This is a genomic window from Paenibacillus ginsengihumi DSM 21568 (assembly GCF_000380965.1).
In the GTDB taxonomy this organism is placed as follows: Bacteria; Bacillota; Bacilli; order Paenibacillales; family NBRC-103111; genus Paenibacillus_G; species Paenibacillus_G ginsengihumi.
The window spans coordinates 1-26,926 of the sequence record NZ_KB905602.1; the positions used below are offsets into that span (position 1 = coordinate 1).

The following is a 26,926-nucleotide window of genomic DNA, read 5'->3' on the forward strand; positions in this document are numbered from 1 at the left end:
GAATCCGACGCTCGCTGGAATCGTCGATGCGATGCAGCAAAAGCTCAGAGCATTGGCCATAAGCTTCATTCCGACTCTACATGCGGCCTAACGGTTCGATTCATCCCTGGCCATAACGGCATTTCGACCTGTAAAAATCAGGTCTTCTTTGGGTTGTGCAAAAAAACGCAGGATCACATCAGAACGTAAGAAGACTTAAAAGCCCGGCTCCAAAAACGCATTGAAACAGGCATTCCGTAGTGCGATGGCGGGTTATCCACAGGCCTGAGTTATCCACATTCCGATTTCATGTTTAACCCTCGTGATCCTCTCTTTTAAATCTTCTATGCTACCCGTTCTTGTTTCTTCCTCAATCTCGGCGGCTCTAAGGTTCTCGAGCCGCCTTTTTTCGCGCGCAATCCGCGCGTCGTCGAGCGTTTCAAACCAAGGAGAGCTATCAACAATGGGATTCCCACTCCACACACCGAAAGCCACACGGTACCCACCCTCGCTGCGTGATCCGGTTATCGCGGCCGAGATAGATTGGCTCGACCGTTCGGCCGATGAACTTTTCCATTTTCATGTTCCCATCCTCCTCCGCAAAAAAGCGAACGTTTGTTTGTATTATATGCAGTCAGGAAGGAATGATGCAATAGGTATTTTTGTGCAAAAAAGAGAGCAGCGAGGTCATCCCTCCTGCTCTTTGCCTGTTTTGATTGCCACATATTTTCGTAAAACGTTGCTTCGTTCGTCTTCGAGAAATGCCAGGCATAAATATTTCACTGCCTGGTCATCGCTTTTGAAATCAAATTCCGATTTGACCCGATTGAGCAAGTCGCGTGTGTCTTGGTATATGTTTGCTACGGTTCTGCTACTCATTCAGCCATCCCTCCGTTTGATATCAATATACAGCATAATGAGTTAGAAAATCAACAAAAAGAATTAAAAGCACTTGACTTTGATATCATTAACAGCTATAATGAAATCAAGAGTTAAGGAAATGAATTAAATGGAGGTAATGAAAATGCTCAAAAAGGTAATGGTTCGGGCTCATGAGTTGGCAAAGACGTTCGTCGGTAACTACTCGGCACGTATGAGTTTGGCTCTTCGCCAAGCATGGGCCGAGGCGAAAGCCCCGAAGGCTCCCCGCTATGTGACGGTGGACCTTCACAGCAACAAGCGCAGCAAAACGTGGGTCGCCGCAATCATCGGCACGCACCCGGTTTACAAGCTTGACCGTAAATTCGTCAACCCGGTCCGCTACGGCTCCACGGAGTGGGAGCTGAAAGCCGGAATCTATGAAGTCTGCGAAGCCGGTAAGCGGTACTTTATCCGCGTCGCTAATGGCGATTACCAGCGGATCGACGCCGACGACGTGATGGAGATGGTCGCCTAGGAGGGATTGGATTTATGGACATTCCGACAATCGTAACTCTCCTCGGTCGCGATCTGACCGAGTCGGAACGGCGTACCGTCGAATGGCTCCAGGGTTGGAGCCGCGAAACGCAGGAGAACGTGATGACGTTTATCGTCGAGGCTTGGCAGCGCGGGCTGCAATTTGGCCGCCCATAAAGCAAGGCTCAGACGTAAATCAGACATATTTTACTATTTACGGGTTGACAAATGTCAACCCGTAGTGTATAATAAAGACAGAAAAGAGGGAAGGTGATTAAAGTGGTTGAGATCAAAGTAGTAAGGCAAGACAGCGACGAGTCATACGAGACGGTAGCCTACGAGGTAGCTGCCGATGGTGCAGTAATTGGATACGCAACAATACTTGTTGACAGCGCATATGCTTACCTTGAGCGTATCGACATCGACGCTGAGCATCAAGGTAAAGGATACGGCACAGCGGCGATAAAAGCGTTGTCCGGCGCTTACGGCTCGATCGTAGCTGCTCCGGACAATGAGGGTTCGCAACGGCTGTTCGAGCGTCTTGGAAGCGACGTATCCGATAAGTATTGGATGATAGATCAAGGATATGGAGTGTTTGAGGTATGATTAAAGTAGAGTACCAAGGTGGCCAAAGCCGATATGGCCGCCATCCCGTCGTATATATGCGGGCGGTCGTTGACGAGATCGAGCTGTACGCCGAGATGCCTACAGACGACGATGATATGGCTATATACGATAGCCTCAAGGCTGATATCATCGCGCAAGCCCAGGCGCATGATATCGATGTAGGCCGACTGGAGTTTTGGCGCGATACAACGCTTTATAACGCTAATCAACTCGCAAAAACGCTCGGTATCTCACGGGAGGCCGTGCGACGGCGACTTGAGCGCGGCACCTTGCGCGGCGATTGCTTTTTAGCGGACGGTCAACCGCTCTTTACAGAGGAGACATTGCAGCGTTTGCGCGGTGGTACTCATGGGTAAGCGCATGGACTTGATCGGGCAGCGTTTTGGTAGGTATGTAGTGATCTCTGAGGTGGGTTGCCACCTCCCCCGCCGTTTTGTCTGTAGATGTGACTGCGGAGAGACGCGCATCGTCAGGATGAGCAGCCTGCGCAACGGCACATCCAGATCCTGCGGATGCTTGCGTGCTAAAAGAGCATCCGAGTTGCGTACTTACGACTTATCTGGTCAGCGCTTTGGCCGACTCGTTGCAAAGCGCATAATAGGTAAAGCCGCAAAAAACTCTAATGTCTGGATTTTAGACTGCGACTGTGGCGGACAAGCGCAAGCGAGCACTCACAACTTAATACAGGGTCATGTTCGATCCTGCGGCTGTCTTAAAAAGGACACGGACAGGATCAATTTAGAGCAAAGCATGCTCGATAAGACCGTCGATGGTGTGCGTGTGCCGCTGCTTAGTCAAAAAATCCGCTCAGATAACTCTAGTGGGCACAAGGGAGTAAGCTTTGACAAGCGTAGCGGCAAGTGGAGAGCTTACATAGGGATCAAAGGCAAGTTTATCGATCTTGGACTTTATAGCGACATAGCCGATGCCGTCGCCGCCCGTAAAGCGGGCGAAGAAAAATATCATGCGCCGTATATTGATACGGAGACATAGGAGGTCGATTTGTTCCCCCCTTTACTTTTACGTAAAGTGGTGTTATAATAAAGGTAACAAGTTGAGAGGATGATCAGGTATGAATTGGCAAGCAATCGCGCAAGAGATTTTGGATAACGGCTATATCGCAGGCGTTCGCAGCCTGTGCGATGATGAGCAGTACGAGGTTGGCGACGAGTGTCGTCCTTCGTATGAGTGGGATCTTGAAAACGACTGCTCCACGTACTACACGACCGGCGAGTTGGCCGGCGGAACGTGTGCGACCATCGTTGATACGAGTTACTTTGAGACAGACGACTCGGTTGCGGAGCTGGCGGCCCGCCTCCAAGAAGTCGCAAAAACAAATCAGGCTTATGGCGGTAAGCGGCAAGCAATTATTGTCGGTCACCGCGTCAACAACGACGGCCTCTTTGACCCGGACGAGGTTCGCATTGTCGACGCGACGGTGCTCGCCATCATCGAGTAGGTGGCGAGTATGCAGCGTAAACTTTCGGGGGTCTGGGATGGTTGGAGCCTCACGTCAGACGCCCTCATTTCGCCGTCTGGGCGCCGATTCACGCCGGACGATATTGAGCCGCTATACTATACCCAGGCCGATCTTGCAAGGGCTCTCGGCGTCTCACGCATGGCTATCGGTGATCGTGTGCGCCGCGGCACGCTGCCGCCTTTTGACAAAGGTAAGACGTGGCATCGCGACACAATTAAGCGCCTTCTTAATCCTTAACATTGTGTTCGCCATCCGTTCCCCTTTACAATTAGGTAAAGTGATGGTATGATAAAGGTACATCAGGGGGGAACACGAGAGCCGACAGCCGACAAAGGGCGGCGGGCTGAAAGGGGAATTTTTAGATGAAATACGCTTATATCCACACAAACGGTAACGACATGGTCCTGCTGCCAAACGGCACCTGGGCCGCCATTGGCAGGGACCTCCCGTTCAGCGAGTATGCTTCCGGGTCCGCTGAGGACCGGGACGCTTGGAACGGCAGCGAACTTTGGGAAGACTTCGCGGAGTCGATCCAAGCGGCCGCCGATAAGTTGGTCGAAGAGGGGGCGGAATTGGTCGCCTACTACGATGGCGATAAGTTTGTCATCCTCGATGACAAGCGTTGGGAAGAGCGGTGCAATTTTCATCGGGTGACAAAATAACTCCTGTCAAAATCCGGTTGGTACCTGAGGTTCGCCAAGACCCAGGTACCTCTGAAAGATTGAGTATTACCGAGATAATTTCCGATTCAGCATAAGTCCTCACCTTCGGGGAGGCGGCGCATAGGAGGTACTTATGGCAACTCGTCAACTTCAAATTGATAATTCTTTCTCCGGCACTAAAGATACGCCGGTGAAAGTGCATACGTGGGATGTGTGGAGGGAAGACGATAAAATTATTTGCTACTCTCACAGTGGAGCAGCAAGGAAGAGGAAGTTCGTTTTCAATTTTGAACCTGGAACAATCGGCTTATTTAATGGGATATCTGATGCTTACGCTTATTTTCGTAAAGCATCATTCCAGCAATTTCTTGACCGTCATGAGTTGACGGCAGTCAAGAAAGGAAATCCCAACCAAGAGTACTGTCTTCGTGACAGTTGGACGACCGAAGGGAGAGAGTGGTTCGAGATTACTACAGACGGAGAAATTTTAATAACATATGACTCTTACGGGAGAACGCTTGATTGGATTCGAAATGGATGGTCTTCGTACGAGTGGTCTTACACATTCGAGGTGGAAAATGCTACCTACGTAATCATAAAAAAACCTTACTCAAAGATAATTTACACATCCGTAAAGGACGTGACAACTCTTGATATCGATGCGATGGAGGTTAGTTTAGATTCCGATAAATTGACAAAAGAGTACTTATGGGCACTTCGTCGATCTTTTACAGATAGAGTTATTTACAAATAATGGTTTAATTAAGATCCACTCATAAAGAGCGGATCTTTTTTTGTACGGCAAATGCCAATGAGATGCAATTCGCGATCATTGACGACCCTGTATAAGTTGTCAATCCCCGCCTGGCCGTTGTGGCTACGCGGGGATTCGTTTTAGGCTGACTATTGCCCGTCTTTACCCGTCTTTACCCGTCTGAAAACAGGCGAAAACGAGCTTAAATTTTGCGCATTGTGGACAAAAAAGAGCTGATAGCCCTCGGCGTGTGAATGAGAGGAAAACAAATCCCGGACAACGATCCGGGATTTTTCTTTTTTCATATGGACGAGATTAAGGGAACGGATTATAATATGGGAACAGATGTTCTTTTTAATACATCGGAAGGGGCGGTATTGTTGATGATCGATTTACGGGACTACTTGGACATGTTGCGATCAAAAGGCATTAATACATCAAAAGCGACCGCGTACCTAGAAAGCCTCATTTCTTCTGCTCCAGCATCTCCGCCGCCGCCTGCAGCAGCTTTACAAGGTGTTTCTTCTGTTCGTCGGTCAGGACATGCCCCTTGTACGTGAGCGTGTGCCGCTCTAGTTCCTCAATCGATATTTCAGAAAGCTCTTTCGCTGTGTAGGCGGAGGGGCTTTCTTTCGCTTCTTGGATCGGCTCCAGAAGTTCGTCCTCGTCCCAATACCCGCATACAACCATGAGTTCGACAAGAGATGTAGTATGCAGATGCTTCGCCAAAATCTTGAGCGTTTCTGGTTCCGGCTTTTGAATCTCCGCCTCAATCCTTGATATGGTTGCTGACGATATTCCCGTTTTATCTGCAAGTCTCCGCTGACTTTTATACCCACTCGCAATCCTGTGTCGCTCGATAAACTTCCCAAACCCACTATTCTCCGACATTTCCGACATCCTTCCTGATATTTTCAATTCCCTATTGCATTGTACCAAAAACATTACGCACACGCAATTTTATTATTCTAGATTGTTGCGACCGCGTATCGCATGTTGTATATTAGTGATACGCAAGCGCATCACTTTCTAGAAATGAGGTGATACCATGAGATACACGGTCAGGCTGAATGTCGACGAACTGATGAAAGCGGCAATTGACAAAAACCTTTCCACGGATACCGAACTCGCCGCCGCTATCGGGGTATCTACAACGCAAGTGTGGCGGGCAAAACTGCCTGTCAATCATCCCAAACACAATTCCCCCGGAGTTGCCTTTATTGCTGGCGTTATGGCCGTGTTTGGGGGGCCGTTTGATCGATTCTTTTTTTTGCAAGAAGTGATACGAGAACGCATCACTTGAAAGGAGGTGAACACTCATGCACGACCGAAAAACATTGCTTCGAATATGCGCGTTTTTCCTCGGACTTGAGGAACGCATGCTCATCCAAAACCGGATAAGCATCGCAAACTTTGCCCGGCGGCAGTACGACCGATACCGCGCCAGACTGGAGGTGACAAAGCATGACGATCATTCCCAAAATCGCGATCAGCGGGCCCATTGCCCGGGTTGAGCCAGGTCGCATCATCGTTAAGCGCGGCGATGTGACTGAGAGTTACAACACTGATTACTACCGCATCATATCGGAGGTGGAGCAAGATGGACCGATTCAGCGAACAGCCGATCCGGCGCGAGAGACCGGAACCGGATGCGCTTGACGCGTACAAGCAGCGCCGGGATTGGGAGTTGGAACAAAAGCAGGAAATCAAAGAGATAGAAAAATAGCCGCCCAAAAAGAACGGCAAATACAAAAATCTTTATCGGACTCATCTTATCACCAGAAAGCGAGGTTTAGCAATGCCGAAACATACGAGATTAATTGAACTGGAACTCGAAAATTTCACATCGCACCGCCGTTTGGCGGTCAACTACGGTCGCATCACCCGCCTGTCCGGGCGGAACGGCGTCGGCAAAACAAGCATCGGCACGGCTCCCGTTTGGGTGCTGTGGAGCACGGACCTGTTCGGCAGCAAATTCAACCCGTCTCCCGTCAACTACGAGTTTGATAGAGTATTCGCCTCCCTGCTACTGGAAGTGGACGGCGTGCAAATCAAATTCGCCCGGGAAATCAACGAGAAGGGCACGAACGCCTTCTACATCAACGACGTGCCGACCAAGGCCAAGGAGTACGAGGCGGCCGTCGCCAGCCTGTTCGACCGTGACGAGTTTCTATCTCTTTACAACCCGCAACATTTCTTTGGTCTTCACTGGACAAAGCAGCGGGAAATGATTCTCCGGTATACCACACCGCCGGCGAAGCAGGAAGTCCTCAAACATCTGCCGGAACCGCAGGCCGCGAAGCTGGACGAACTGCTCAAAAAGCACAGCCTGGACGACCTCGCCAAAATCCACGGCGGCACCGGCGGGCAGAAGTCCAAGCTCGAAAAGGCTAACATCGCCGCGCAAAGCCGCACGAAGACGCTGCAAGAGCAGCTCGCGCTCATGGGATCGGAGCCGGATGTTGACCCAGCGACTGCGCCCCAGGACATCGCCAAGATCGACGCGGCTATCGCCGAGATCGAACAATCCATGAGCGGAGCGGACGAAAACAACCGGAAAATCGTAGCCCTGCAAAGCAAAATCAAATCCTTGCTCGAACAGCGCGACCGCATGAAGCAGCAGTTCCAGACGCTTCAATCCGAGCCCATCGCCGACGCATGCCGGGTTTGCAAACAGCCGTTGCAGGGTGAAGCGGTCGAAGCGGCAAAGGCGGACAAAGAGCGCCGGATCGACGAATTCAAACGCGAGTATGACGCCATCGTCGCCCAGCGCAAGGAAGCGGAAGCCGAACTGGCCGCCCTTGAATACATCGACGTGAGCGAAAAACTGGATGAAATCCGACGTTGGCAAGAGGCCAAACAAGCCCTGCAGGATGCAATTCGAGCGAAAGAAGATCGGCAGAAATTGGAGGCGCAAGTCGAGCAAGCCCGTGCCGATGAAGCCGCCACGCTGGCCAGCCTCAAGGAGTCGATCTTTATCCTCGACACGATCAAGGCGTACCGGGCCAAGGAGGCCGAGCTGCAGGCTGAGAAGGTACAAAGCCTGTTTACCACGTTGTCCATTCGCCTATTTAAGTACGTCAAGACCACCGACGAATGGGAGCCGGATTTCAGCATCCAAATGGACGGCAAGGACTACGCGGTGCTGTCCGCCGGCGAGAAGATCGCCGCGGGTCTCGAACTGGCGGAAGTCCTGCACAAGCAAAGTGAACTCATCACACCTGTCTTTATCGACGGCATCGAATCCTACACCGGGCGCGTGGCTGTATACGATCAACTGATTACGGGTCGGGCGGTGCCGGAGCAAGAACTCAAAATCGAAACGGAGGGCAAATGAATGAGCCAAGTCAAGGAAATCACCGTCGGCTTCACTTATACGAAGAACCTCGGCAACTACGAATCGCTTAAAGTCGACGCGGGCGTGGTCATGACGGTCGAGCCGGGCGAAGATCCGGCCGCCGTCTACGATCGAGCATGGGAGAGCGCGAAAAAGCAGATCAAACGCGGACTGGAAACCGCGAAGGGAGGATTCTGAATATGAGCAAGCAACTCGCAAACATCGACACGCAGGCCGTTGTCGGCAGCTTCACGCAAGCCGAACTGGACACGCTGAAAGCAACGATCGCACGCGGTACTACCAACGAGCAATTCGCGCTGTTTGTGCAGACGTGCGTCAGGAGCGGCCTGAACCCGTTCCTGAATCAAATCTATTGCATCGTGTACAACGGCAAGGATGGCCCAGTCATGAGCATCCAGATCGCCGTCGAGGGCATCGTCGCCCTCGCAAAGCGGCATCCGCAATACAAAGGCTTTATTGCCAGCGAAGTCAAGGAAAACGACGAATTCGAGATCGACGTGGTAAGTGGTGAACCGAAACACCGTATCACCACCATGCAGCGCGGGCAAACGGTAGGCGCGTATTGCGTTGCTTACCGCGAAGGGGCTCCGAATATCGCGGTTATCATCACGCGTGACCAGGTGGATCATCTCGTCAAAGGCCGGAACGGTCAGATGTGGAAGGACTACTTCGATGACATGATCGTGAAACACGCGGTCAAGAGGGCGTTTAAAAGGCAGTTTGGCATTGAGGTAGCGGAGGACGAATATGGTACCGCAGGCGCGGAAATTCCGGCTTACGAACCGCCTACTCGTCGTGATATTACCGACGAGGTCAATGTCACTTCCGGACAGGCACAAGAATCGATGTCGCAGGAGTCGCAGCAGGACGACGAGGCCGCTAAGATGGCCAACCTCCGCCAGCAGATGAACGCCAAGTTTAAACAGCTCGGCATCGCCGGCAAAGAAGCAAAGGCGGCATATATCGCGGAGAAGGGCGTCGTCAAAGGCGAAACGCCAACGCTGCAGGAGTTGACCAAGCTCATCAAGCTGATGGACGTGGACATCGCGAAGCGGCAGGCGCAGGCAGCGGACGATGACTTGTTGGAGGGATAAGGGGAATGGGTGAAATCGCTGAAATGCACTTGAATGGTCTGTTGTGCGAATGCTGCGGCGAATTTCTGGACGGAGAAGAACCGGGATATCCGAGGAGATGTGAGGACTGCGAAGATGAAAATTGACATCCTCGCATCCGGTTCCGGGGGAAACTGCATTTCGGTTTCCTCCGGCTCCACCGTCATCCTGGTCGACGCCGGGATCGCCAAGACCAAAATCGAAAAGCGACTGCTCGAAGTGGGCATCCGGCCGGACGAGATCGCGGCTATCTTCGTGACCCACGCCCACGCCGACCATATCAAGGGGCTGCCGCTTGCGAACAAGTACCGCATTCCGGTCTATGCCGGGGAAGGCGAGTGGCGGGAAATCCACGGTGTGGACGATGAACTGCGGCGCAATTTGGAACACAACGACTGTGTCACCGTGAGCCTTGACATCTTATTTGTCGAAAACTTCCGGACTTATCATGACGCCTTCGATCCCTGTGGGTATACGGTTGAAGTCAATGGGGACATGAAACTTTCCATCTGCCTCGATACCGGCCACGTGGACAGCGACATGCTGGAGGCCATGGCTGACAGCACGCACATCATCATCGAAGCCAATCACGATCCGGATTTGGTTGAAGCGTCGGACTACCCGGACAGCGTGAAGACCCGCATCCTTTCCGACATCGGGCACCTGAGCAACCAGCAGACCGCAGACGCGCTTTCTCGGCTCATACGCGGCCGGGGAGAGCGGATATATCTGACACACTTGAGCAAGTCGAACAATATGCCCGAATTGGCGCTGGCGACCGTAGAGGCGGCGCTCCGGCGCAAGGGATTCGTGAACGGCAAACATTATTTCTGCGAGGTGGTTTAAATGCGAAGAATGATTGTCAAGCATGATTTCGATTTTCCGGATCAGACGGTTCACAAAGGAACAATCTTGGATGTAGAAGATGAACCGGCGCCGAACGGACTTGTTTTCATCTTGTCCGGAGACCTCAAATACAGAAGCGTCCACATTGACCATTTGGATGAGTTGAACGTTGTCGAAATCCACCAAGAACTGCTCCAACGGCGCGAAGAAGTGGCGGAGTTGATGCGGAGACTGGAACTGGCTGAAAAGGCAGGGGAGAATGCAGCGCGGGAAGTGAATCGCTTGAGCGCCGAACTCGAACAGCGCAAACCCGTTGTGCTACCCGGCGAAGTCGCGAAGGCGATTGAGTGGGCTAGAAAAAGCGTCCGTCCTACAAATCGAGACATATTGGAGTATGTTATTAACCCTGATGGCAGTTACCCTACGATTGTCGAGTGGGGGAGAACTAATTTTGATGAGTTGCTGGAGGCTCTTGTCAATGGTTATACCATCAAGGAGCCCGACATCCGCAGCGAAATCCAGATGATTGTTGAAGATTCCAAAGACGACTACGAGATGATCGACCAGCTGGCCGACCTCTTTCAAACGCGACTTGATCAGGAGGGCTCTTCGGATTTTTTGGTGGAATAGCCACTTGACCGAATACATTATTGCAAGTAAATGAAAAGTGAAAACTGAATTGTAGACCCATATTGCAATAGAAGGAGATGAAAAGATTGAGCGATATGAAGAAGTTCACGATTGAAGTTGAGATGCAGGAAAGGTGGATACCACATTTTTTGTCCATGCTCCACTACATGCAAGTGTTAGGTGGTATGGGAGCAAGTCGAACGGTTTCATTCTATGCTGACGGTGACAGAGATTTCAGACCAATGTTTAAACCTAATGTTGAGTACGAGGAACAAAAACCCGTGATTGATGATCACGGAAACCGAATGTATGACGCTGGCTAGTTGTTGAACAGTTCGACGAAAATACACAATATGGAACTGGAAATCGAAATGATGATTTCCATCAAAATGATGATTTCCATCATAAAATCCGAATACCCTGAAAAAATGATGACAATGACATCGACCTGACGCATCTAGCAGTTAATTATGCAGGCATTTACTGCTGGCATAAGGACAAAGGTTTCATCGAAGAAGACGAATTGAACGAAATTATGTCAAGAGAAAAGGCGGTGTCCATGGGATGATATACGGCGAATGCATCGTCTGCGGCAACGAAGAAGAATTGTTTGAAAATCCCTATACGGAGAAAGAAGATACATGCTCCGATTGCTTGAAACGACAGGACGAAGAGCTGATTTAACACAATGAATACGGAGGGACAAGGTATGGATGGAGACCAGCTTGCCGCTGCGTCGTTTTTGAGGGGTGTTTTGAAGGCTCATTTGGGGATAAGCAGCGACTGAATAAAAAGTTGTATGAAGGGCATGGGGGGTTGAGAATGGCCGCAAAGATTCGAGCGATCGAGCAGACATACCTCGATTTAGAAGAACGGAAGACGTTCAAGGTTTGGCATCCTCAAGTTAAATTCAAAGGTGAATGGTGCTTCCTTCCGGATGATTCAAGCCGCACGAAATTGCAGGAGGCACCAGACGAAATGACTGCCCTTGAAATGGCGATCAAGGCTGTAAGGGACATGGAAACCAGGATTTACGCAGATGGAATCATGAGGTGATAGGGGGGATCACTTTGTCCGTTCCGAGAATATTGCATTATCCCGGCAGATACCCATCAGGAGATGCAGAAAAGCGGGTGAGGTGAATGGCCCGGCGTCCACAACTTGAAGATGGCTATACGCGCATAGCGAACGAGATATTGGAACAAGCCGCGCGTCACCGGCTGAATGGCACACAGTTTCGGTTATTAATGATCATCTGGCGGTACACATACGGTTACAGGCGCAAAGAAGCGGAGTTTACGCTTTCCTTCTTGGCAGATGCAATCGGAGCAAGCCGCAGCCAGGTTGATCGCGAACTGACAGCGCTGATCGAGCGGAACGTCCTGGAAGTGGTAGCGGGCGGCAGCGGAAAGCCCCGCCTGCTCCTCTTTAATAAGGATTTCAGCACATGGCTCCAGCCGGAACCGCGGGAACGGAAGAAGCGGGAACATCCAAAACCTCCATCAAAGCCCGCGCGGAAGCGTGAAAAGCGGACATATGACAAGGACAGCACCTATTACCGCATGGCCGCCTACTTTCACGGAAAAGTCCGAGAGATGGCCGCTGAGATCGGCTTTAACCACGCATCGATCACCAAGGCTGATCTGCAAAAGTGGGCTGACGACTTCCGGTTGATGGTCGAGCGTGACGGCGTGACGGACAAGCACATGATCCGTGAAGTGATCGATTGGGTGACGCAGGACGAATTTTGGCGCGTGAACGTAATTTCGGCCAAGAAGCTGCGCGAGAAATTCCCAGAGCTGGCACTCAAGATGAAATCGCGAGGGTCGCCGCAACAACGACAAGCGCCGAAGGAATCAATGATCGACCGCCTGGCCGCGGCGCAGGAATGGATCGACGCGGGAGGTGATCCATATGAATTTGAACCAGACAACTGACCTATCCGCCGAAATGGCTGTACTCGGATCGATCCTGCTAAAGCCTGATGTGCTGGACGAAATCACGTTTTTGGAACCTCGGGATTTCTCGTCCCGACGAAATGAGCTGATTTTCCGCGTCATGCGCTATTTGCATGAGCGAGACAGACCTGTCGATTTGGTGACAATCACAGAGCACTTTCAAAAGCACAACCGCCTTGAAGACATGGGTGGAGTAATATATCTAACCGAATTGGCCGGAGCCACACCATCCGCAGCAAACATCCGACATTACGCCGAAATCGTTCGGTCGAAAGCACACCGGCGCAGAGGTCACGAACTGGCACAGAAGATCATTGCGGCCACCGAAGACGACTATGAAGACGACGAGGGTTATTTCGCGGCAGTTGACGCATTGGTGGATGAGATCCGTCCAGCCGTCGAATCGGAGATGGTCGGATTCGCGGAGACGCGGGAGGAATACTTTCGACACTTGCGGAGCCGCGCCGAAAAGCTGATGAGTGGATTCCGGCAGTTTGACGAGTGGGCAGGCGGTTTGTGGCGCGGATGGTTGTTCGTTCTGGCGGGCAGGCCGGGAGCGGGAAAGACGGCCAAGGCACTCCAATACGCATATGGTGTCGCCAAGCACAACCCGGATGCGGGGCCGGTGCTCATATTCTCGCAGGAGATGGACCGACTGGAACTGATCGACCGGCTGGTGTCAATGGTCGCCCAGGTCAACTACCGCCGGATCATCAACAAGGGCGGCGAGGAAGGTTTTACAGACAACGAATGGGATCGCATCAATCGCGCCTATGACGAGGTTTCACGATTGCCGATCTACATCAGGGATTCGGCGGGAGTTACGATCCAAGAAGTCAGAGCGACGGCCAGACGGTTTAAAAAGCGGTACGGTAAGTTGGCTATGGTGATCGTCGACTATCTCCAGATCATGGACATTCCGCAGAAAAAAAACGAAACGCGCGCCGCGGCAATCGGGAGAGTCACCAGCGCGGCGAAGCAGACCGCCCGGCAACTCAAATGTGTGTTCATGCTTTTGTCCCAACTCAGCCGCAGCAGCGAAAATCGAGATGAACCGAAGCTGTCCGACCTGAAGGAGAGTGGAGCGATCGAGCAAGACGCGGATGTGGTTGAGTTTTTGTGGGACAACGGCGATATGGAAGGCAGTGCTAAGGTGGTGCAGTCGATTTTTGCGAAAGGGCGGAATATCGGCACTCGGAAATTCCGTTTGGCGTTTGAGTGGTGGATACAACGGTTCGTGGAACTCAGGACAAAGGAGGAGTCGCTCGATGGCAAACGGACGAATCGTCACCCGCGCTGAATATGAGGCCGCCTGCCAGTGGTGGGAGGAAAAGAAGGTCGAACTCGCCGATCCGCTCCTGACAGATGAGCAACGACAAAAATTACTAAAGACAATGGATTTTGTGCACGCAGAGATCGAGCGTTACATCGTCGGAGTCGAGGCCAGCCGTGACCCGGAAGCGCGGCGGCTCGCGTTTAAGCAGGGAGTCACGTTTTACGAGTGTGACGAGGCTGGGAATGTGCGGGGCGTTGCGAAGATGGAGGAACCGAAGAAAGAGCCGCAACAAACGAAGCCAGCCGCGGCAACGCTTGCTAGCTGGTTGGATGATGATTGAGGTGGTCGCATGAGAAAAATTCCCGATCATGTATGCGATCAAGGTGATTGATGATTACTTGCGGGGGTGTGAGGCATGAACCTTTCCAACGCTACCAAACGGCAGCTTTACGAAGTCGCTGTTGACCACGACACGCCGCTTGAGCTTCGATACAAAGCCGCCCGAGAGTTACAAAGAAAGGTTGGTGATAACTTGATTTGCAAATATCCGAGTTGTACGCGCAAAGCAACTTCCACATTCGCGCTGGTGCCACTATGCGGCGATCATTATGACGATATACATGCCGAAACGATACGCTACTACAGGGTGACGACCAAGATGCAATACGCCGAACGTGAGCATTATCTCAAAATCGCGAAGCTCATACCCTGGAGTCGGATAAACATGGGGGAGGTGCTGCCGGATGGTTCGGTTCGGCGGGATTAACAGGAGCTGTGATCAGGAATGAAAAACTCTTATGAAATTCGCGGCAACGTGACGGCGATTTTTGTGAAACGCAGAAATGGCGAAATAGCAGAAACCATCATTGATACAGAGGACCTACCGAAAGCAAATTCCATTCCGACAACATGGTACCTCAACCCTAGTAAAAATGCTTACTATGTGCGTGCCGATGTGGTGCTCGGCGGAAAACGACGAAAGGTATATCTGCACCGCTGGCTTTGCGATGTAGATGACGATCTGACTGTTGATCATTTCAATCATGATACATTGGATAATCGGCGGTCGGTAAATCTCAGAGTCATCACCAACTCAGAAAATCAGCAAAACAGAACTGTGCGACGGGACAGCCGGACAAGAATGCGAGGGGTTGAATATCGACCAGACAAAAAGAAATATGCTGCGAGGCTGTCTGTAAACAAAAAGAGATACAACATCGGCCATTTCGATGATGCGAGATCGGCTGAACGAGCGGTTATGAAGGCAAGAAAGCTGCTCATGCCGTACTCGAAAGAAGGGAGCAATCCAAATGCCTCGTTTCATAGGACTTGATCCGTCAACAAAAACTGGATTATGCGCATTGGATGAAAACGGAAAAGTGCTTGCAGCAAAAGAATTGACCGGGGTTGGCGTGGTTGATCCAAAAAGAATAGCAACACTTGTAGATGAAGTCATGGCCCATATCCGCGAAGGAGACATCGTTGCAATCGAAGGTTTCGGTTTCTCTTCACAACAAGCAATCATGCTCGGATGGATTGGCGGATGCATAAGGGATCGTCTATATCGTTGCGGCATTCCTTACACCGAAGTCAGCCCATCACAAGTCAAAAAGTTCGCGACCGGCAAGGGCAACGCCAAAAAGGACGAGATGGTGCTGCCGATCTATCGCAAATGGGGATTCGAACACGGCAGCGACAATGTCAGGGACGCCTACGTGCTTGCACAGATCGCGCGGGCGACGCAAGTAGTCGTCAGATTGACGAAAGAACAAGCCGAAGTCGTCCAATCCATCCTCAACCCGCCTGAGAAGAAACCGAAGCGGAAGAAGGTGGCGCGATGAAACCTGGCGACAAAGTTCGCAAAACGTTGACGGTGCTGAGAACGTCCAAACATGGTGTGCCGACGGTGTACGCTATCGACGAACTGCGGTATGTGATTCTGCCTGAGGATGTCGGGAAGGCTGTCGGAAAGCTGAAAAAGAAGCTTCAAAGTGACAAGACGATTTGAACGGTTCTTTTTTACGCCCATAGTGATACGACCTCGTAACAGCCCGATACAGACGCGCAACTCTATATTAAATAAATAACACCAGATAAGTGCATAACGCGCCTCAGCGTGGCGCACAGAAGCCAACAGGAGCAAATCCAAACGAAGGAGCGAATGAACAATGAAAACCACTTTGAACGTGCTTTTTAAGAAAATGCAGAAGGACGACAAAAAGGAAGTGCTGGTTTTTCAGGTGAACGGCGATGAGTTGGAACACGCACAGACGCTTGTCGAGCTGGCGGGCAGCATCGTGGTCTTGGAGATCGGGAATGAGACCGGCGAGATCACGGCCGAATTCGCGAGCCTGCAGCGCGACTCAAAGAAAACAGCTCTCAAGTTTGCAATCAAGGGCGACAGCGAGGAAAAAGCGATCAAGCTGTATCCGTTTGCCGGTCGCAACGTCACGCTGAATCTGCAAGCGTCGCAGATGAGCATTGAGGACTACTACGGCGACGAGCGGCACGAGGGCGTCGAATATAAGGTGAACGGTGATGGCACCGTGGACGTGGACACCAACCAGATGACGATCGACGAGGCGACTGATACTGAACCGGACAACGTGGCTGATCTGGAGACGGAGCGGAAGAAGCGCGGGCGTCGGAAGAAGGATGAACCGGCGGAAACGGATGACGACGCGCTGCCGGCCGCTGGTGAAGATGAGTTGCCGTTCTAAGATCACGAAAATCCCGCGCCCGACGCAATTCGATGTTCTTGCATTCGTCTGCTACAACTGCGACCAATACTTTTTCGTCGCACGCGGCCCGCTTGTACGCAGAATCACGTGTCCGGCTTGCCAAGGGCGCGTGCGCGGACATGCGAAAGAGGCGAGCGTCGAATATATCGGGCGCGGAAAGATACAGTACCTTGCAGATTGACCAAACGCCAGGGCTGCACGCCGGCCGGGGCACATCCTCAAAAGTGAGGTGAAACAATGAGCCAGACTGCACTCGGACATGACTTTTTACCGGATCTCGACCGCAAGGCTACGCAGAAGGCCATTGAAGCAGCGCTGGAAAGATACCGCCTCTACAAGTACCTGACGCTCGAGGAGCGCGAGGCCACGATCACGGCCAGCTACGAACTGCGTGAAGGCGGCCGAAGCAACAGGACGAGCGACCAGACGGCAGAAGTGGCGATCTACAACGTCGACAGTCAGGATCATCGACGCCGGTATTGTGAGCGGATCGAGAAGGCCGTCGCCAGGCTGCCGCGTATGGAGCGGTTTTTGATTGAGAAACGGTATATGTGTGAAGATGCTCAATACATTACGGACTACCATGTTTACTGTTTCGAGTTTCAGCCGCCAGTCAACAAGGACACCTATGCAAAAATCCGCTGGCGCGCTTTTTATAAGTTGGCGTTTAAGTTGGTGGAATACAAGCTGCTCGACCTAAACAACCTCGTCATAACGGACAAGCGAGACGGCGTACAATGAATTTAGGGGAGGCGGTACGGATGGAAGCAGCACAGGAAAGGGTGGACGAGGTCAAAAGTAGGGTTGTCGGCTGGATCGAAGGCAAACACTCCCGAATCGGCATCATCCTGCCGGATCACGACCCGAACCCGGAGGACATGAGCGAAATATATCACACGCTGGCCGAAGTTGCGGTCGGTCAGGCCAAACGAAAAGCCGCCCAAGAGTAGGGCGGCTGCTTTATTATTCCCCGTATTTGTCGATCGCTTCCACCGCGTCCGCTACTGTTGAGAATAAGTCAATTTGTCCAGGGAGTGCCGGGGTCGTGCGATACCCTTTCGGATCGCTGACACCAGCGCCATTCAGAATCTGAACGTCATACCCGTTGTGTTTAAACACCGTTACCCATTGTTTCATGTAAAATTCCTCCTTCTTGGTTTATGGCGGATATCCGCGACCATCGCCCCGAAGGGCTAGGTTTCGTCCCATCCGCTTGGGACTCATCAGGCGGGGGTTACTTCGTGATCCCATAGCCGAATTTGTTTACCGTTAAGCAATTCCACCAGGTACAAATATTTTCCGCACACTTCTTCACGTCCGACTACAGTACCGTCAAACCATTGGCCATCAAACCAAGCTGCTACATTCGCTCCATCGGCAATTGGCATTCTTCTTACCTCCCGCGTTCGCCCGCCGGCTTATTTAGATTTATCATGATATAATCAATGAGCTTATCATCGCCCATACGAATGAAGCGGAGTACAAGGCGTTCATCGCTAACAAGAAGAACGAGGCGCTCCAGTCGCGGATGATCGTCATGCCGATTCCGTACAATCTCAAAGTGTCCGAGGAAGAAAAAATCTACGCCAAGCTGATCAAGCAGAGCGATATGGCTCACGTGCACATCGCGCCTCACGCGCTGCGAGCGGCGGCGATCTTCTCGGTGCTGACAAGGCTGAAGGAATCCAAGAAGCAGGGCATGGATCTCGTCAAAAAAATGCGCATGTACGACGGCGAGGAAGTCGAGGGCTACAAGGAAGCCGATCTGAAGGAGATGCAGAACGAATATCTCGACGAAGGGATGACCGGCATCGATCCGCGCTACGTCATCAACCGCATCTCCAGCGCGTTGATTCGGCATAATCTGGAGTTCATCAATGCGCTGGATGTGCTTCGGGCGCTCAAGGACGGACTGGATCAGCATCCTTCCATCACGAAGGAGGAGCGGGAGAAGTATCTCAACTTCATCTCGACAGCGCGCAAGGAATACGACGAGCTGGCCAAGAAGGAAGTGCAGAAAGCGTTCGTCTATTCGTTCGACGAGTCGGCCCGCACGCTGTTCAACAATTACTTGGACAACATCGAGGCTTACTGCAACTGGACCAAAATCAAGGACCCGCTCACCGGCGAGGAGATGGACCCGGATGAAAGGCTGATGCGCTCCATCGAGGAGCAGATCGGCATTTCCGAGAATGCCAAGAAGGCGTTCCGCGAAGAAATTCTCATCCGCATGTCCTCCTATTCGCGCAAAGGGCGGAAGTTCGATTACAACACGCATGAACGGCTGCGCGAAGCGATTGAGAAGAAGCTGTTCGCCGATCTGAAGGACATCGTCAAAATTACGACTTCGACCAAGACGCCCGACGAAACGCAGCTGAAGCGCATCAACGAAGTGATCAAGCGGCTGGTCGAGGAGCATGGATATACGACCGCTTCCGCCAACGAGCTGCTGCGGTATGTAGGCAGCCTGCTCAACCGCTAAAACGATATAAAGCGATAAGCCCTGATGACTCCGCGGGCCGGAGCAACCAGGGCTGTTATTTTTTGGAGGCAATGAGCGATCCTCTGCAGGAAGCAGGCGATTATTTCCAGACCGGCAAGCGGATTTCAACGGTCGTGCCGCGTCCGACCTCGGACATAATCTTCATCCGGCCTCCGTGATTCTCGATAATTTTGAACGTCACCATCAGGCCGAGGCCTGTCCCTTTTTCCTTCGTCGTGTAGAACGGTTCGCCGAGCCGGGGAAGGCGATCCTCCGGAATGCCGCTGCCCTGGTCGATAAACCGGATCACGATCTCGTCCTCGCCGGAATTCCTCAGCTCAATGTGGATGTTGCCGCCATCGGGCATCGATTCGATCGCATTGTTAAGGATGTTGATAAACACCTGCTTGATCTGGTTCTCGTCGCAATGAATGTGCGGCAGCTCCGGATCGGCCGCGGTGATCAGATCGACGTTATGAATGATGGCCTGGGAGTTGAGCAGCATGATAGTGCTTTGCAAAATCTGAAGCGGGTCTCTCGGTGTGAAGCGGACGGATTGCGGCTTGGCAATAACGAGAAACTCGCTGACGATGAAGTTGATCCGCTCCAGCTCTTCCAGCATGATGTCAAAATAATTGTTGTAACCGGATACTTTGGTCTGCATCAGTTGCACGAAGCCTTTGAGCGACGTAAGCGGATTGCGGATTTCGTGCGCGACGCCGGCGGCCATCTGGCCGACGATGGACAGCTTCTCCGAGCGGATCAGCAGCTCCTCGGAATGCTTCCGTTCGCTGATGTCTTGTCCGATCATATAAATTCCGGCAATTTTCCGGTTGACGAAGATGGGAAAATTAAGTACGCTAAATTCGACCGGACGGCCGTCCTTGCGGATCAGCGTCAGCTCGTATTGCGGCCGCGCCCCCTCCAAGGTCTCCTGGATATGCTGTCGCCACCGCTCGGTATGTTCGGGTGCGATAATTCGGTCTAGCGTATGATTCAGCAGATCCGCCTCGTCGTATTGAGTGACTTCGATCATGGCCGGATTGACGCTCGTCACTGAGCCCTGCATATTTAATGAACAGATCGGATCAGGGTTGTGCTCGAACAGCGACTTATAGCGAAGCTCGCTTTCTTCAAGCTGCAGCTCTGCTTTCTTTTTATCGTATAAAGCCTTGATCATCGCATACGAGCGCGCGAAGCGATGATCCTCCTCCTGGGCCAAAATCGTTTCAAAGATCGCATCGTCGCCTTCATCGGGCAATATGCCTTCGTCCAGCTTCCTCATCTTTTCGAGCAGGCTCATGACCTTGAGAATGTGATCGCCGTGAATCCAGGCAGCCGATGCGTGTTTTTTGATCGTGTTCAAGCCGTGTCCCAGCGCTACGGACCCTTTCTTCGGATCATAGTCGGAAACATGGTTCATGTTGACCAGATTCATCTGATCAAGCAGCCGAAAGCCCTCCTCGTACAGCCACTCCTCAAAGGCCTCCAAGGAAGCGGAAAAGTAATATTTATCGTCCTGCGTGTGGATGATAAATTCCTTATCCTTAATGCTCTCGATCTTGACCACTTCGCCCGCTTGTAGCGTGATCGTGTGCGACCCTTTTCTATCGCGGGTAACTGGGATTTTCTGCATGTGTTGTGATCACCTGCCTGTCGCTTTCATTATCATTATACCATGCCGATCGCTTGAGATTCATCATTTCCGCGTTCTGTGCCCAAAGGCTCATTATTTTCGGCGAAGAATAGGGATAAGCTTCAAATTTTTGCCTTATATTCGCTTGCCGCGGCGGACCGCAGGACGATTCATTGACAAATGGTGAAAGCCCTGCCTAAATTTCGGGATATCCACAACGAATCCATTATATCGCCAGGCGAAAGGCGAGTAAATGAAAAACGGCAAAATCGCCGAAAAAAGTTCAATGCCCTCCAGGCCATATTTTATTCGAGCTGCTGCACCCGGCAGCGGGCAGAGAGAACGGCACTACGGTGCCAAGCCTGACGCTAGCCGCGGAGCTTGTTTCGTTCGAAACCATCGATTTGAAATGGCAACGCAAGTGAGCAGCCTTATTTCGCATGTTCGGCTGCCCGATTCGGCGTTTTTGACCAAAGCGCGCTGTTGCATTTTAAAAAGGGGACGATTCAGCAAGTTTCAAGAGGGCGTTTTTACTTTTTTTGATGCCATTTTCAGCCTTTTTCACTGATTTTCATAATAATTTAATATTTAGGCTTTACACTGGATTAACAAATGTCCGTATTCCGCTTAGGCAAAATCGTTTAAGAGAGAACACGGGTAAGGAGAGTGATGAGACGATGAGTTTTCTGGCATCGGACCGCGCACGATCCGGCAACTCGGACCATTCGGGGGAAACCTTGCTGAATAAACGCAACAACTGGAAGAAGGCGCGTTATTCCGCGCTACTGACGGCGCTTCCGCTGCTGATTGTCTTCTCCTTGCTGATCGCCTTTGGCGTGGAGTGGATGCAGCGGGATACATTCGACAGCACGATGGAGTGGATCGCGGCAAAGCCTTCGATTTTTTTGTTGAATACGCTGGTCGTATTTTTGGTAATGACGCTTGCCTATAGCTTGGCCGGATCTCTGCTGCTCGGCGCAGGGGTCAGCTTTCTGGTCATTTTTCTTGCTTCGCTGATCAGTTATTTCAAGCTGAAGCTTCGCGGCGAACCGTTCTATCCTTGGGACATTATGCTTAACAAGGAAGGCATGAACATTGCGCCGTTCGTTTCGCAAGCCTCGTCGCTGGCCAAGCTGGGAGGAATCGTCGCGATCGGCCTCGCGCTCATCGCGGCGAGCTTCCGGCTGCCCAGGTGGAAGGCGCCGCTGCCGGCGCGGGGAGCGCTTGCGGTGTTGGCCGTGCTGATGCTGCATGCCATGTGTATGAGAACGCCGCTGGCTTGGCAATTATACAATAAAGCGGGCGTTCAGGAGATCGTCTGGAATCAGAAGCAAAACTACAGCGATAACGGAACGCCGCTGGCGTTCGCGATGAATGTGCGGAATACGGTCGTGCCCAAGCCGGAAGGCTACGGCGAGCCGGCGATCGCGGAGCTGGCGAACAGCCTGAAGACGGTGCGGCTGGGCGGAGCCGGCACCGATTCGGATGTGCAGCCCAACGTCATCTTTATTATGAACGAGGCGTTCTGGGACCCGACGCTGCTGCCGAACGTCAAGTTCAGCGAAGATCCGCTGCCGACGCTGCACAGGCTGCAGCAGGAATCCGTTTCCGGCTGGCTGCTGAGCCCGCAATTCGGCGGCGGAACGAGCAACGTCGAATACGAAGTGCTGACAGGCAACTCGATGAGCTTCCTGCCCGGCGGCTCCGTGCCTTATCAGCAGTATATCCACAAGCCGACGCCGAGTCTGGCCAGTTACTTCGAGGACAAAGGCTATAAAAGCATGGGCATTCACCCGTACGACGGATGGTTCTGGAGCCGCGACCGGGTGTATAAGCAGCTAGGCTTCGAAAGCTTCATGAGCAAGGAATATTTCAATAATCCGGAATACAAGGGAGCGTTCATTTCCGACGCCGAGGTGTCCCGCACCATCATCAATCAGGTGGAGCAAACGGACAAACCGATGTTCATCTACGCCGTGACGATGCAAAATCACGGACCGTACGATGACAATCGCTACGGCGACACGGAAATTAAAGTGGAAGGCGACCTGACGCCGGAAGCCCGCCGCATTTTGGAGAACTTTACGCAAGGAGTCCGGGATGCGGATCGAAGTCTGCAGATGCTGATCGATCATTTCGAGCAATCCGACGAACCGACGATTGTCGTTATGTACGGCGATCACCTGCCGATGCTGGGAATGGACTACGACGTATACATTCAAGGCGGCTTTGTGCCTGCCAGCACATCGGAGTGGACGCTGGAGGATGCGAAGAAAATGTACACGACGCCGCTCGTGATGTGGGCGAACTTTGAGCTGCCGAAGAAGCAATTCCCGGTGATCAGCGCTTCGTTCCTCGGCTCGAACGTTATGGATCTGCTGGGCATGCAGATGCCGGCCAACTTCGCCTATAACTTCGAATTGTCGAAGAAGCTGCCCGGCCTGACCGGTTCGCTGGTCGCTGATGCCGACTACAATCTGTACAGCTCCGTGCCGGAACCGTATCAGGCCGACGTCGCGAAGTACGAGGAGCTGCAGTACGACAGCCTGTTCGGCCAGCGTTATTTGGCCAATTACATCGATACCGACTATTTGACGAAAGCGGCGCTGCCTCATTATAACGAAGAGTTCGAAAGCGCGGCGGCGGATCAGCAGACCGAGATCCCGCCTGCCGAGAGCTGATTCGTCCATCAAGCAAGTCAAGCCGGACCACATGGTGGTTTCGGGCTTTCGCTTAATCATTCTATATAAATAGAATCGAACAGTTTTACGATGACAGAGCCTATGATGCGTGTTATGACATAGGACCAAAAGGCACAGTTGATCGCAACGATCTCTGTGCCTTTTTGATTTGCGCCAAATGACCGGGGGATTGACGAACGATAGACACTTCAATGCGCCTATAAGGGTCTTGTACCGATAAGCGGTATCGTGCACAATGGAGGAAGAATTCTCCATTCGGCCTAAAACGCTGTCGTATGGAGCAGCCGAGCGGCGGAAGAAGGAAGCGAGGTGGGAACGAGGGATGCCGGAGCGATGGATGACAAGCGCCAAATGGATCTATGCGGTCATGCTGCTGCTTGCAGCGACCGGCGGACTGACGCTGATCCTGGGGTTCGCTGTCGGGAGTGAGGACGGGTACCCCAAAGCGGAGCGCGGCGTCATCGATTTGACCCGTTGGGACCCGGCGCAGGGCGGGCCGGTGATGCTGAACGGCGAATGGGCGTACGAGCGGAGCGCGGGAATGCCGCCGGATGGCGCAGCTGCCTCGGGGGCGGCGCAGCCCTCTTCCGCTCATGGCTACATCGTCGTAGACGGCGGCAGGAGCGGCCAAGGGATTGCCCGGGAGCCTCACTCCGCGTATGGCTATGCCGTATATCGGCTTCAAATTCGGCTCGGCGAGATGGATGAACCGCTGGCGCTGCGAGTGAGCGGTATTTGCGCGTCGTACAGACTGAAGGTCAACGGGAAGACGGCTGCCGCCGTCGGCGAGCTTGACGCGGCCTCGGCCCATGAGCAGCCGGGCTGCCGGGACAAGCTGGCTGCCGCGTACACCGATGCTTCCGGGCTGAACATCGAGCTCGCGGTCGCCCATGCCGATCAAGCCGGGAGAGCGCCTCGCGTTGCGGTCCTGCTCGGCTCGCTCGACGACATGCTGCGCAGGCAATCGCTCGCCGCCGGTTTCGATACGCTGCTGATCGGCAGCCTGGTTATGATGGGGCTGTATCATGCAGGACTGTTCGCTGTTCGCCGCAAAGACCCGGCCCTGCTCTGTTTCGGGCTGTTCTGCCTGGTGACGGCTTTTCGCCTGTCCTTGCTCGGCGAAGGAATCCTCTTCGGATTGTTCCCGGAACTGGAGTGGCTGACGGTCGCGAAGGCGGAATATGCGACGGCGATAGCCGGCATTCCGCTGTTCGTCCTGTTCCTCGGCCATCTGTATCCGTAAGGAGAGAAGCCGGCGGGCGGACTTGCTCCTGTGCGCCGCCGGCGCATTGCTTGGCATGCTGACTCTCGCCGCCGAAGCAGGCTTGTTTGCGGGGATGGCGGTCCCGCTTCATCTGTACATCCTGTTCGGCATTTTATACGGATCGGTCATCTTCATCAAAGCTTTTATGCACAAAAGAGAAGGCAGCGGCATCATCCTGTTCGCCTGCGGGGCGTTCGTTCTAACCGTATTGAACGATATTTTGTTCGCCCATGACTTGCTGCCGACGTCAGACCGGATGTCGCGGTACGGCTTGACCGTATTTCTGGTGCTCATCTCGCTGCTGTTGTCGATCAAGCTGTCGAGGCTGATCGCCAGCGGCGAGAGTCTCACCGCCCGGCTTACGGAGCTGAACAGCGGTCTGCACGATAAAGTGATGGCCAGAACCGCGGAGCTGGAGGCGGCCAACCTGGCGATGCGCAAGCAGAACGAGGAGCTGTCGCGCCTGGAGCTGTCCAGGAGTCACCTGCTCAGCAACATTTCCCACGATCTGGGCACGCCGCTGACGACGATCCAATGCTATCTGGAAGCGATACTGGATGGCCTCGTTACGGAGGAGGGGCAAAAAATCCGCTATTTGCGCATCATTCACAGCAAGGTGCGCAGCATGGACCGGCTGATTGACGATTTGTTTCAACTATCGCGTCTGGAGGCGAGACAGGTGCCCTTCAAATGGCAGTCCATCCGCTCCGACGAGCTTGTCCGGCAGCTGTTCGTCAGGTACGAGCTCGACGTGCGCAGCAAAGAGATGGAATATACGTTGACCTTGAATAAGAACGGCCGCGGCTTCTCGCGCGTGGAGGTCGATATCGAGCGGCTGCACCAGGCGTTCGGCAATCTGGTGGCCAATGCCGTCAAATTCACGCCGTCCGGGGGAGCGATCCGGGTGGAGATGAGCGACGACGGAAGCAGCATGGTGTGCCGCATCTCCGATACCGGGCGGGGAATTCGCTCCGAGGAGCTGCCGTTTATTTTCGACCGGTTTTATACAGCCAGCAAGTCGCGCAGCGAGGCTCACGGAGGCAAGGGGCTGGGGCTGTCCATCGCCAAGGAAATCGTGGAATCGCACGGCGGAAGCATCGGGGTGGAGTGGACGGAGCCCGGAAAGGGAACGACCTTCTTCTTCCGAATTCCGGCGCTCGCCGAGGATGAAGCTTGACCCTTTCCCGCGCCTTGCATTATGCTGAGTTTATCGGCTGCCGAAGGCTTTGGCTTGAACTTGTTCGGGTGGTGGTGCTGGTGTTGGATAAACCGACAATACTTGTGGCGGAGGACGATCCGGAGATCATGGAGGTCGTCCGTCTGTATCTGGAGAAAAACGGCTTCGCCGTTTTGTCCGCCGCGGACGGGGACGAGGCGATGCGACTGGCGCAGAGCAGCGTATTCGACCTGGCGATCCTCGACGTGCTTCTGCCGGGACGGGACGGCTTCGACGTCTGCCGTTTCATCCGCGAGTCGCTGACGACCGAAGCGCCGGTGCTTTTTTTAAGCTGCAAAAAAGAGGAAGCGGATAAAATCGCCGGGCTGAATATCGGCGGCGACGATTATATGACCAAGCCGTTCAGTCCGAACGAGCTGATCGCCCGCGTCCGGGCCTTGCTGCGCAGGCCGCGTCTGGCCCCTGGCACAGTGCCGCCCGCTTCAGGCAAGCAGAGCGTGGGGGCGCTCCAGATCGACCGGCTGAGCCGGACCGTGAAGGTGGACGGACGCGAGGTGGCGCTGTCGCGCAAGGAGTTCGACCTGCTCAGCTTTCTGGCCGCCAGGCCGGAGCAAACCTTTACGCACGAGCAGCTGTTTCGCCAGATTTGGGGGCAGGAGAGCTTCAACGATACGCGGACGATCATCGTCCATGTCAGCAACCTGCGCAAAAAAATCGAGCCCGATCCGGCAAGCCCCCTGTATATCATTAACGTGCACGGCGTCGGCTACAAATTTTCCTGCTCCGACTCTTCATGATCCTGTCCGGCGGTGACAATTTCAGTAAGGGCGGGCGCATTGGACAGCAG

The 26,926-nt window shown here is 53.1% G+C and carries 38 protein-coding genes and 1 pseudogene; 34 read left to right on the forward strand and 5 right to left on the reverse strand.

The genetic code is table 11. The annotated features are described in order from the left end of the window. Positions 1-666 precede the first annotated feature (666 nt). Positions 667-858: a hypothetical protein gene (locus F591_RS0120785; RefSeq protein WP_019536540.1), complete on the reverse strand. Its 192-nt coding sequence runs from the start codon at positions 856-858 to the stop codon at positions 667-669. A 145-nt stretch (positions 859-1,003) separates the two neighbouring features. Here F591_RS0120785 and F591_RS0120790 point away from each other — a divergent pair, with 145 nt between their 5' ends. From F591_RS0120790 to F591_RS0120835, 9 genes are all read left to right on the forward strand, one after another. Beyond that, the gene (locus F591_RS0120790; protein ID WP_040742212.1) at positions 1,004-1,375 is read left to right on the forward strand and encodes a hypothetical protein; all 372 of its coding nucleotides are present in this window, start codon (positions 1,004-1,006) and stop codon (positions 1,373-1,375) included. 14 nt (positions 1,376-1,389) lie between these two features. Beyond that, entirely contained in the window at positions 1,390-1,551 is a 162-nt protein-coding gene (locus F591_RS32095; RefSeq protein WP_019536542.1) for a hypothetical protein, read from the forward strand. A 93-nt stretch (positions 1,552-1,644) separates the two neighbouring features. Continuing rightward, entirely contained in the window at positions 1,645-1,980 is a 336-nt protein-coding gene (locus F591_RS0120800; protein WP_083935569.1) for a GNAT family N-acetyltransferase, read from the forward strand. Beyond that, positions 1,977-2,357, forward strand: a complete 381-nt coding sequence (locus tag F591_RS0120805) for a hypothetical protein (protein ID WP_019536544.1) — start codon at positions 1,977-1,979, stop codon at positions 2,355-2,357. The genes F591_RS0120800 and F591_RS0120805 overlap by 4 nt, the downstream gene beginning before the upstream one ends. 184 nt (positions 2,358-2,541) lie before the next feature. Further along, positions 2,542-2,994 (forward strand): hypothetical protein, encoded by a 453-nt coding sequence (locus F591_RS28610; protein ID WP_026326784.1) that lies wholly within the window; start codon positions 2,542-2,544, stop codon positions 2,992-2,994. Between the two features lie 79 nt (positions 2,995-3,073). Continuing rightward, positions 3,074-3,460 carry a hypothetical protein gene (locus F591_RS0120820; protein ID WP_019536546.1) on the forward strand — a complete coding sequence of 129 codons (387 nt, stop codon included), beginning with the start codon at positions 3,074-3,076 and terminating at the stop codon, positions 3,458-3,460. A gap of 9 nt (positions 3,461-3,469) precedes the next feature. Beyond that, complete coding sequence (locus tag F591_RS33650; protein WP_019536547.1) at positions 3,470-3,718, forward strand: DUF3653 domain-containing protein; 249 nt, start codon at positions 3,470-3,472, stop codon at positions 3,716-3,718. Between the two features lie 125 nt (positions 3,719-3,843). After that, positions 3,844-4,143 (forward strand): hypothetical protein, encoded by a 300-nt coding sequence (locus F591_RS0120830; protein WP_019536548.1) that lies wholly within the window; start codon positions 3,844-3,846, stop codon positions 4,141-4,143. A gap of 133 nt (positions 4,144-4,276) precedes the next feature. Beyond that, positions 4,277-4,897, forward strand: a complete 621-nt coding sequence (locus F591_RS0120835; protein WP_019536549.1) for a hypothetical protein — start codon at positions 4,277-4,279, stop codon at positions 4,895-4,897. Between the two features lie 465 nt (positions 4,898-5,362). Here the strand turns inward: F591_RS0120835 and F591_RS29705 are convergent, their stop codons facing one another. After that, positions 5,363-5,788, reverse strand: coding sequence for a helix-turn-helix domain-containing protein (locus F591_RS29705; protein ID WP_019536550.1), 426 nt, complete (start codon positions 5,786-5,788; stop codon positions 5,363-5,365). 157 nt (positions 5,789-5,945) lie between these two features. Between F591_RS29705 and F591_RS0120845 the strand changes: the two genes are divergently transcribed. The 19 genes from F591_RS0120845 (at position 5,946) to F591_RS0120950 (ending at position 17,768) form a co-directional block, all read left to right on the forward strand. Continuing rightward, on the forward strand, positions 5,946-6,200 hold the full coding sequence (locus F591_RS0120845; RefSeq protein ID WP_019536551.1) for a hypothetical protein: 255 nt from the start codon (positions 5,946-5,948) through the stop codon (positions 6,198-6,200). 297 nt (positions 6,201-6,497) lie between these two features. Continuing rightward, complete coding sequence (locus F591_RS33325) at positions 6,498-6,623, forward strand: hypothetical protein (RefSeq protein WP_019536553.1); 126 nt, start codon at positions 6,498-6,500, stop codon at positions 6,621-6,623. 72 nt (positions 6,624-6,695) lie between these two features. Beyond that, entirely contained in the window at positions 6,696-8,234 is a 1,539-nt protein-coding gene (locus F591_RS0120860; protein WP_019536554.1) for a hypothetical protein, read from the forward strand. After that, positions 8,235-8,432, forward strand: coding sequence for a hypothetical protein (locus F591_RS0120865; RefSeq protein ID WP_019536555.1), 198 nt, complete (start codon positions 8,235-8,237; stop codon positions 8,430-8,432). It begins immediately after the preceding gene. Between the two features lie 2 nt (positions 8,433-8,434). Then, positions 8,435-9,349 carry a RecT family recombinase gene (locus F591_RS0120870; RefSeq protein ID WP_019536556.1) on the forward strand — a complete coding sequence of 305 codons (915 nt, stop codon included), beginning with the start codon at positions 8,435-8,437 and terminating at the stop codon, positions 9,347-9,349. 114 nt (positions 9,350-9,463) lie between these two features. Further along, positions 9,464-10,213 (forward strand): MBL fold metallo-hydrolase, encoded by a 750-nt coding sequence (locus tag F591_RS0120875; protein ID WP_026326781.1) that lies wholly within the window; start codon positions 9,464-9,466, stop codon positions 10,211-10,213. Beyond that, positions 10,214-10,843 carry a hypothetical protein gene (locus F591_RS0120880; RefSeq protein ID WP_019536558.1) on the forward strand — a complete coding sequence of 210 codons (630 nt, stop codon included), beginning with the start codon at positions 10,214-10,216 and terminating at the stop codon, positions 10,841-10,843. A gap of 95 nt (positions 10,844-10,938) precedes the next feature. Next, entirely contained in the window at positions 10,939-11,166 is a 228-nt protein-coding gene (locus F591_RS0120885; protein WP_156829645.1) for a hypothetical protein, read from the forward strand. A gap of 499 nt (positions 11,167-11,665) precedes the next feature. Then, positions 11,666-11,899, forward strand: coding sequence for a hypothetical protein (locus F591_RS0120900; protein WP_019536562.1), 234 nt, complete (start codon positions 11,666-11,668; stop codon positions 11,897-11,899). Between the two features lie 86 nt (positions 11,900-11,985). Further along, positions 11,986-12,780, forward strand: a complete 795-nt coding sequence (locus F591_RS30705) for a replication protein (protein ID WP_019536563.1) — start codon at positions 11,986-11,988, stop codon at positions 12,778-12,780. Further along, the gene (locus tag F591_RS0120910; protein WP_019536564.1) at positions 12,758-14,101 is read left to right on the forward strand and encodes a replicative DNA helicase; all 1,344 of its coding nucleotides are present in this window, start codon (positions 12,758-12,760) and stop codon (positions 14,099-14,101) included. The genes F591_RS30705 and F591_RS0120910 overlap by 23 nt, the downstream gene beginning before the upstream one ends. Then, the gene (locus F591_RS0120915; protein ID WP_019536565.1) at positions 14,070-14,417 is read left to right on the forward strand and encodes a hypothetical protein; all 348 of its coding nucleotides are present in this window, start codon (positions 14,070-14,072) and stop codon (positions 14,415-14,417) included. Before F591_RS0120910 ends, F591_RS0120915 begins: the two co-directional genes overlap by 32 nt. Before the next feature lie 75 nt (positions 14,418-14,492). After that, positions 14,493-14,843, forward strand: coding sequence for a hypothetical protein (locus F591_RS0120920; RefSeq protein WP_019536566.1), 351 nt, complete (start codon positions 14,493-14,495; stop codon positions 14,841-14,843). A gap of 18 nt (positions 14,844-14,861) precedes the next feature. Continuing rightward, positions 14,862-15,410 (forward strand): HNH endonuclease family protein, encoded by a 549-nt coding sequence (locus F591_RS28620; protein ID WP_019536567.1) that lies wholly within the window; start codon positions 14,862-14,864, stop codon positions 15,408-15,410. Then, positions 15,388-15,918: a crossover junction endodeoxyribonuclease RuvC gene (locus tag F591_RS0120930; protein WP_019536568.1), complete on the forward strand. Its 531-nt coding sequence runs from the start codon at positions 15,388-15,390 to the stop codon at positions 15,916-15,918. Before F591_RS28620 ends, F591_RS0120930 begins: the two co-directional genes overlap by 23 nt. Next, complete coding sequence (locus F591_RS31645) at positions 15,915-16,085, forward strand: hypothetical protein (protein WP_019536569.1); 171 nt, start codon at positions 15,915-15,917, stop codon at positions 16,083-16,085. Before F591_RS0120930 ends, F591_RS31645 begins: the two co-directional genes overlap by 4 nt. Before the next feature lie 160 nt (positions 16,086-16,245). Next, positions 16,246-16,797, forward strand: a complete 552-nt coding sequence (locus tag F591_RS0120940; protein WP_019536570.1) for a hypothetical protein — start codon at positions 16,246-16,248, stop codon at positions 16,795-16,797. A gap of 258 nt (positions 16,798-17,055) precedes the next feature. After that, positions 17,056-17,559 (forward strand): ArpU family phage packaging/lysis transcriptional regulator, encoded by a 504-nt coding sequence (locus F591_RS0120945; RefSeq protein ID WP_019536571.1) that lies wholly within the window; start codon positions 17,056-17,058, stop codon positions 17,557-17,559. Between the two features lie 20 nt (positions 17,560-17,579). Beyond that, positions 17,580-17,768, forward strand: coding sequence for a hypothetical protein (locus F591_RS0120950; protein ID WP_019536572.1), 189 nt, complete (start codon positions 17,580-17,582; stop codon positions 17,766-17,768). A 13-nt stretch (positions 17,769-17,781) separates the two neighbouring features. Here the strand turns inward: F591_RS0120950 and F591_RS31650 are convergent, their stop codons facing one another. Together F591_RS31650 and F591_RS31655 are read right to left on the reverse strand one after the other, a co-directional pair. Beyond that, a complete protein-coding gene (locus tag F591_RS31650) occupies positions 17,782-17,955 on the reverse strand; it encodes a hypothetical protein (protein ID WP_019536573.1) in 174 nt (57 codons plus the stop codon). A gap of 86 nt (positions 17,956-18,041) precedes the next feature. Further along, positions 18,042-18,206: a hypothetical protein gene (locus F591_RS31655; RefSeq protein WP_156829642.1), complete on the reverse strand. Its 165-nt coding sequence runs from the start codon at positions 18,204-18,206 to the stop codon at positions 18,042-18,044. Positions 18,207-18,262: 56 nt separating this feature from the next. Here F591_RS31655 and F591_RS28625 point away from each other — a divergent pair. Then, positions 18,263-19,300 (forward strand): annotated as a pseudogene (locus tag F591_RS28625) (protein prkA); the annotation flags it as partial. A gap of 100 nt (positions 19,301-19,400) precedes the next feature. Here F591_RS28625 and F591_RS0120965 read toward each other — a convergent pair. Then, positions 19,401-20,936, reverse strand: a complete 1,536-nt coding sequence (locus F591_RS0120965) for an ATP-binding protein (protein ID WP_019536575.1) — start codon at positions 20,934-20,936, stop codon at positions 19,401-19,403. 253 nt (positions 20,937-21,189) lie between these two features. Between F591_RS0120965 and F591_RS31660 the strand changes: the two genes are divergently transcribed. From F591_RS31660 to F591_RS0120980, 5 genes are all read left to right on the forward strand, one after another. Further along, positions 21,190-21,504: a hypothetical protein gene (locus F591_RS31660; RefSeq protein ID WP_156829643.1), complete on the forward strand. Its 315-nt coding sequence runs from the start codon at positions 21,190-21,192 to the stop codon at positions 21,502-21,504. A 109-nt stretch (positions 21,505-21,613) separates the two neighbouring features. Then, complete coding sequence (locus tag F591_RS0120970) at positions 21,614-23,617, forward strand: LTA synthase family protein (RefSeq protein ID WP_019536576.1); 2,004 nt, start codon at positions 21,614-21,616, stop codon at positions 23,615-23,617. A 343-nt stretch (positions 23,618-23,960) separates the two neighbouring features. Continuing rightward, positions 23,961-24,881 (forward strand): 7TM diverse intracellular signaling domain-containing protein, encoded by a 921-nt coding sequence (locus F591_RS33330; protein WP_051109231.1) that lies wholly within the window; start codon positions 23,961-23,963, stop codon positions 24,879-24,881. Then, positions 24,874-26,079, forward strand: coding sequence for a sensor histidine kinase (locus F591_RS33335; RefSeq protein ID WP_281166719.1), 1,206 nt, complete (start codon positions 24,874-24,876; stop codon positions 26,077-26,079). The genes F591_RS33330 and F591_RS33335 overlap by 8 nt, the downstream gene beginning before the upstream one ends. An 83-nt stretch (positions 26,080-26,162) precedes the next feature. Then, entirely contained in the window at positions 26,163-26,876 is a 714-nt protein-coding gene (locus tag F591_RS0120980; RefSeq protein ID WP_026326783.1) for a response regulator transcription factor, read from the forward strand. Positions 26,877-26,926: the final 50 nt, after the last annotated feature.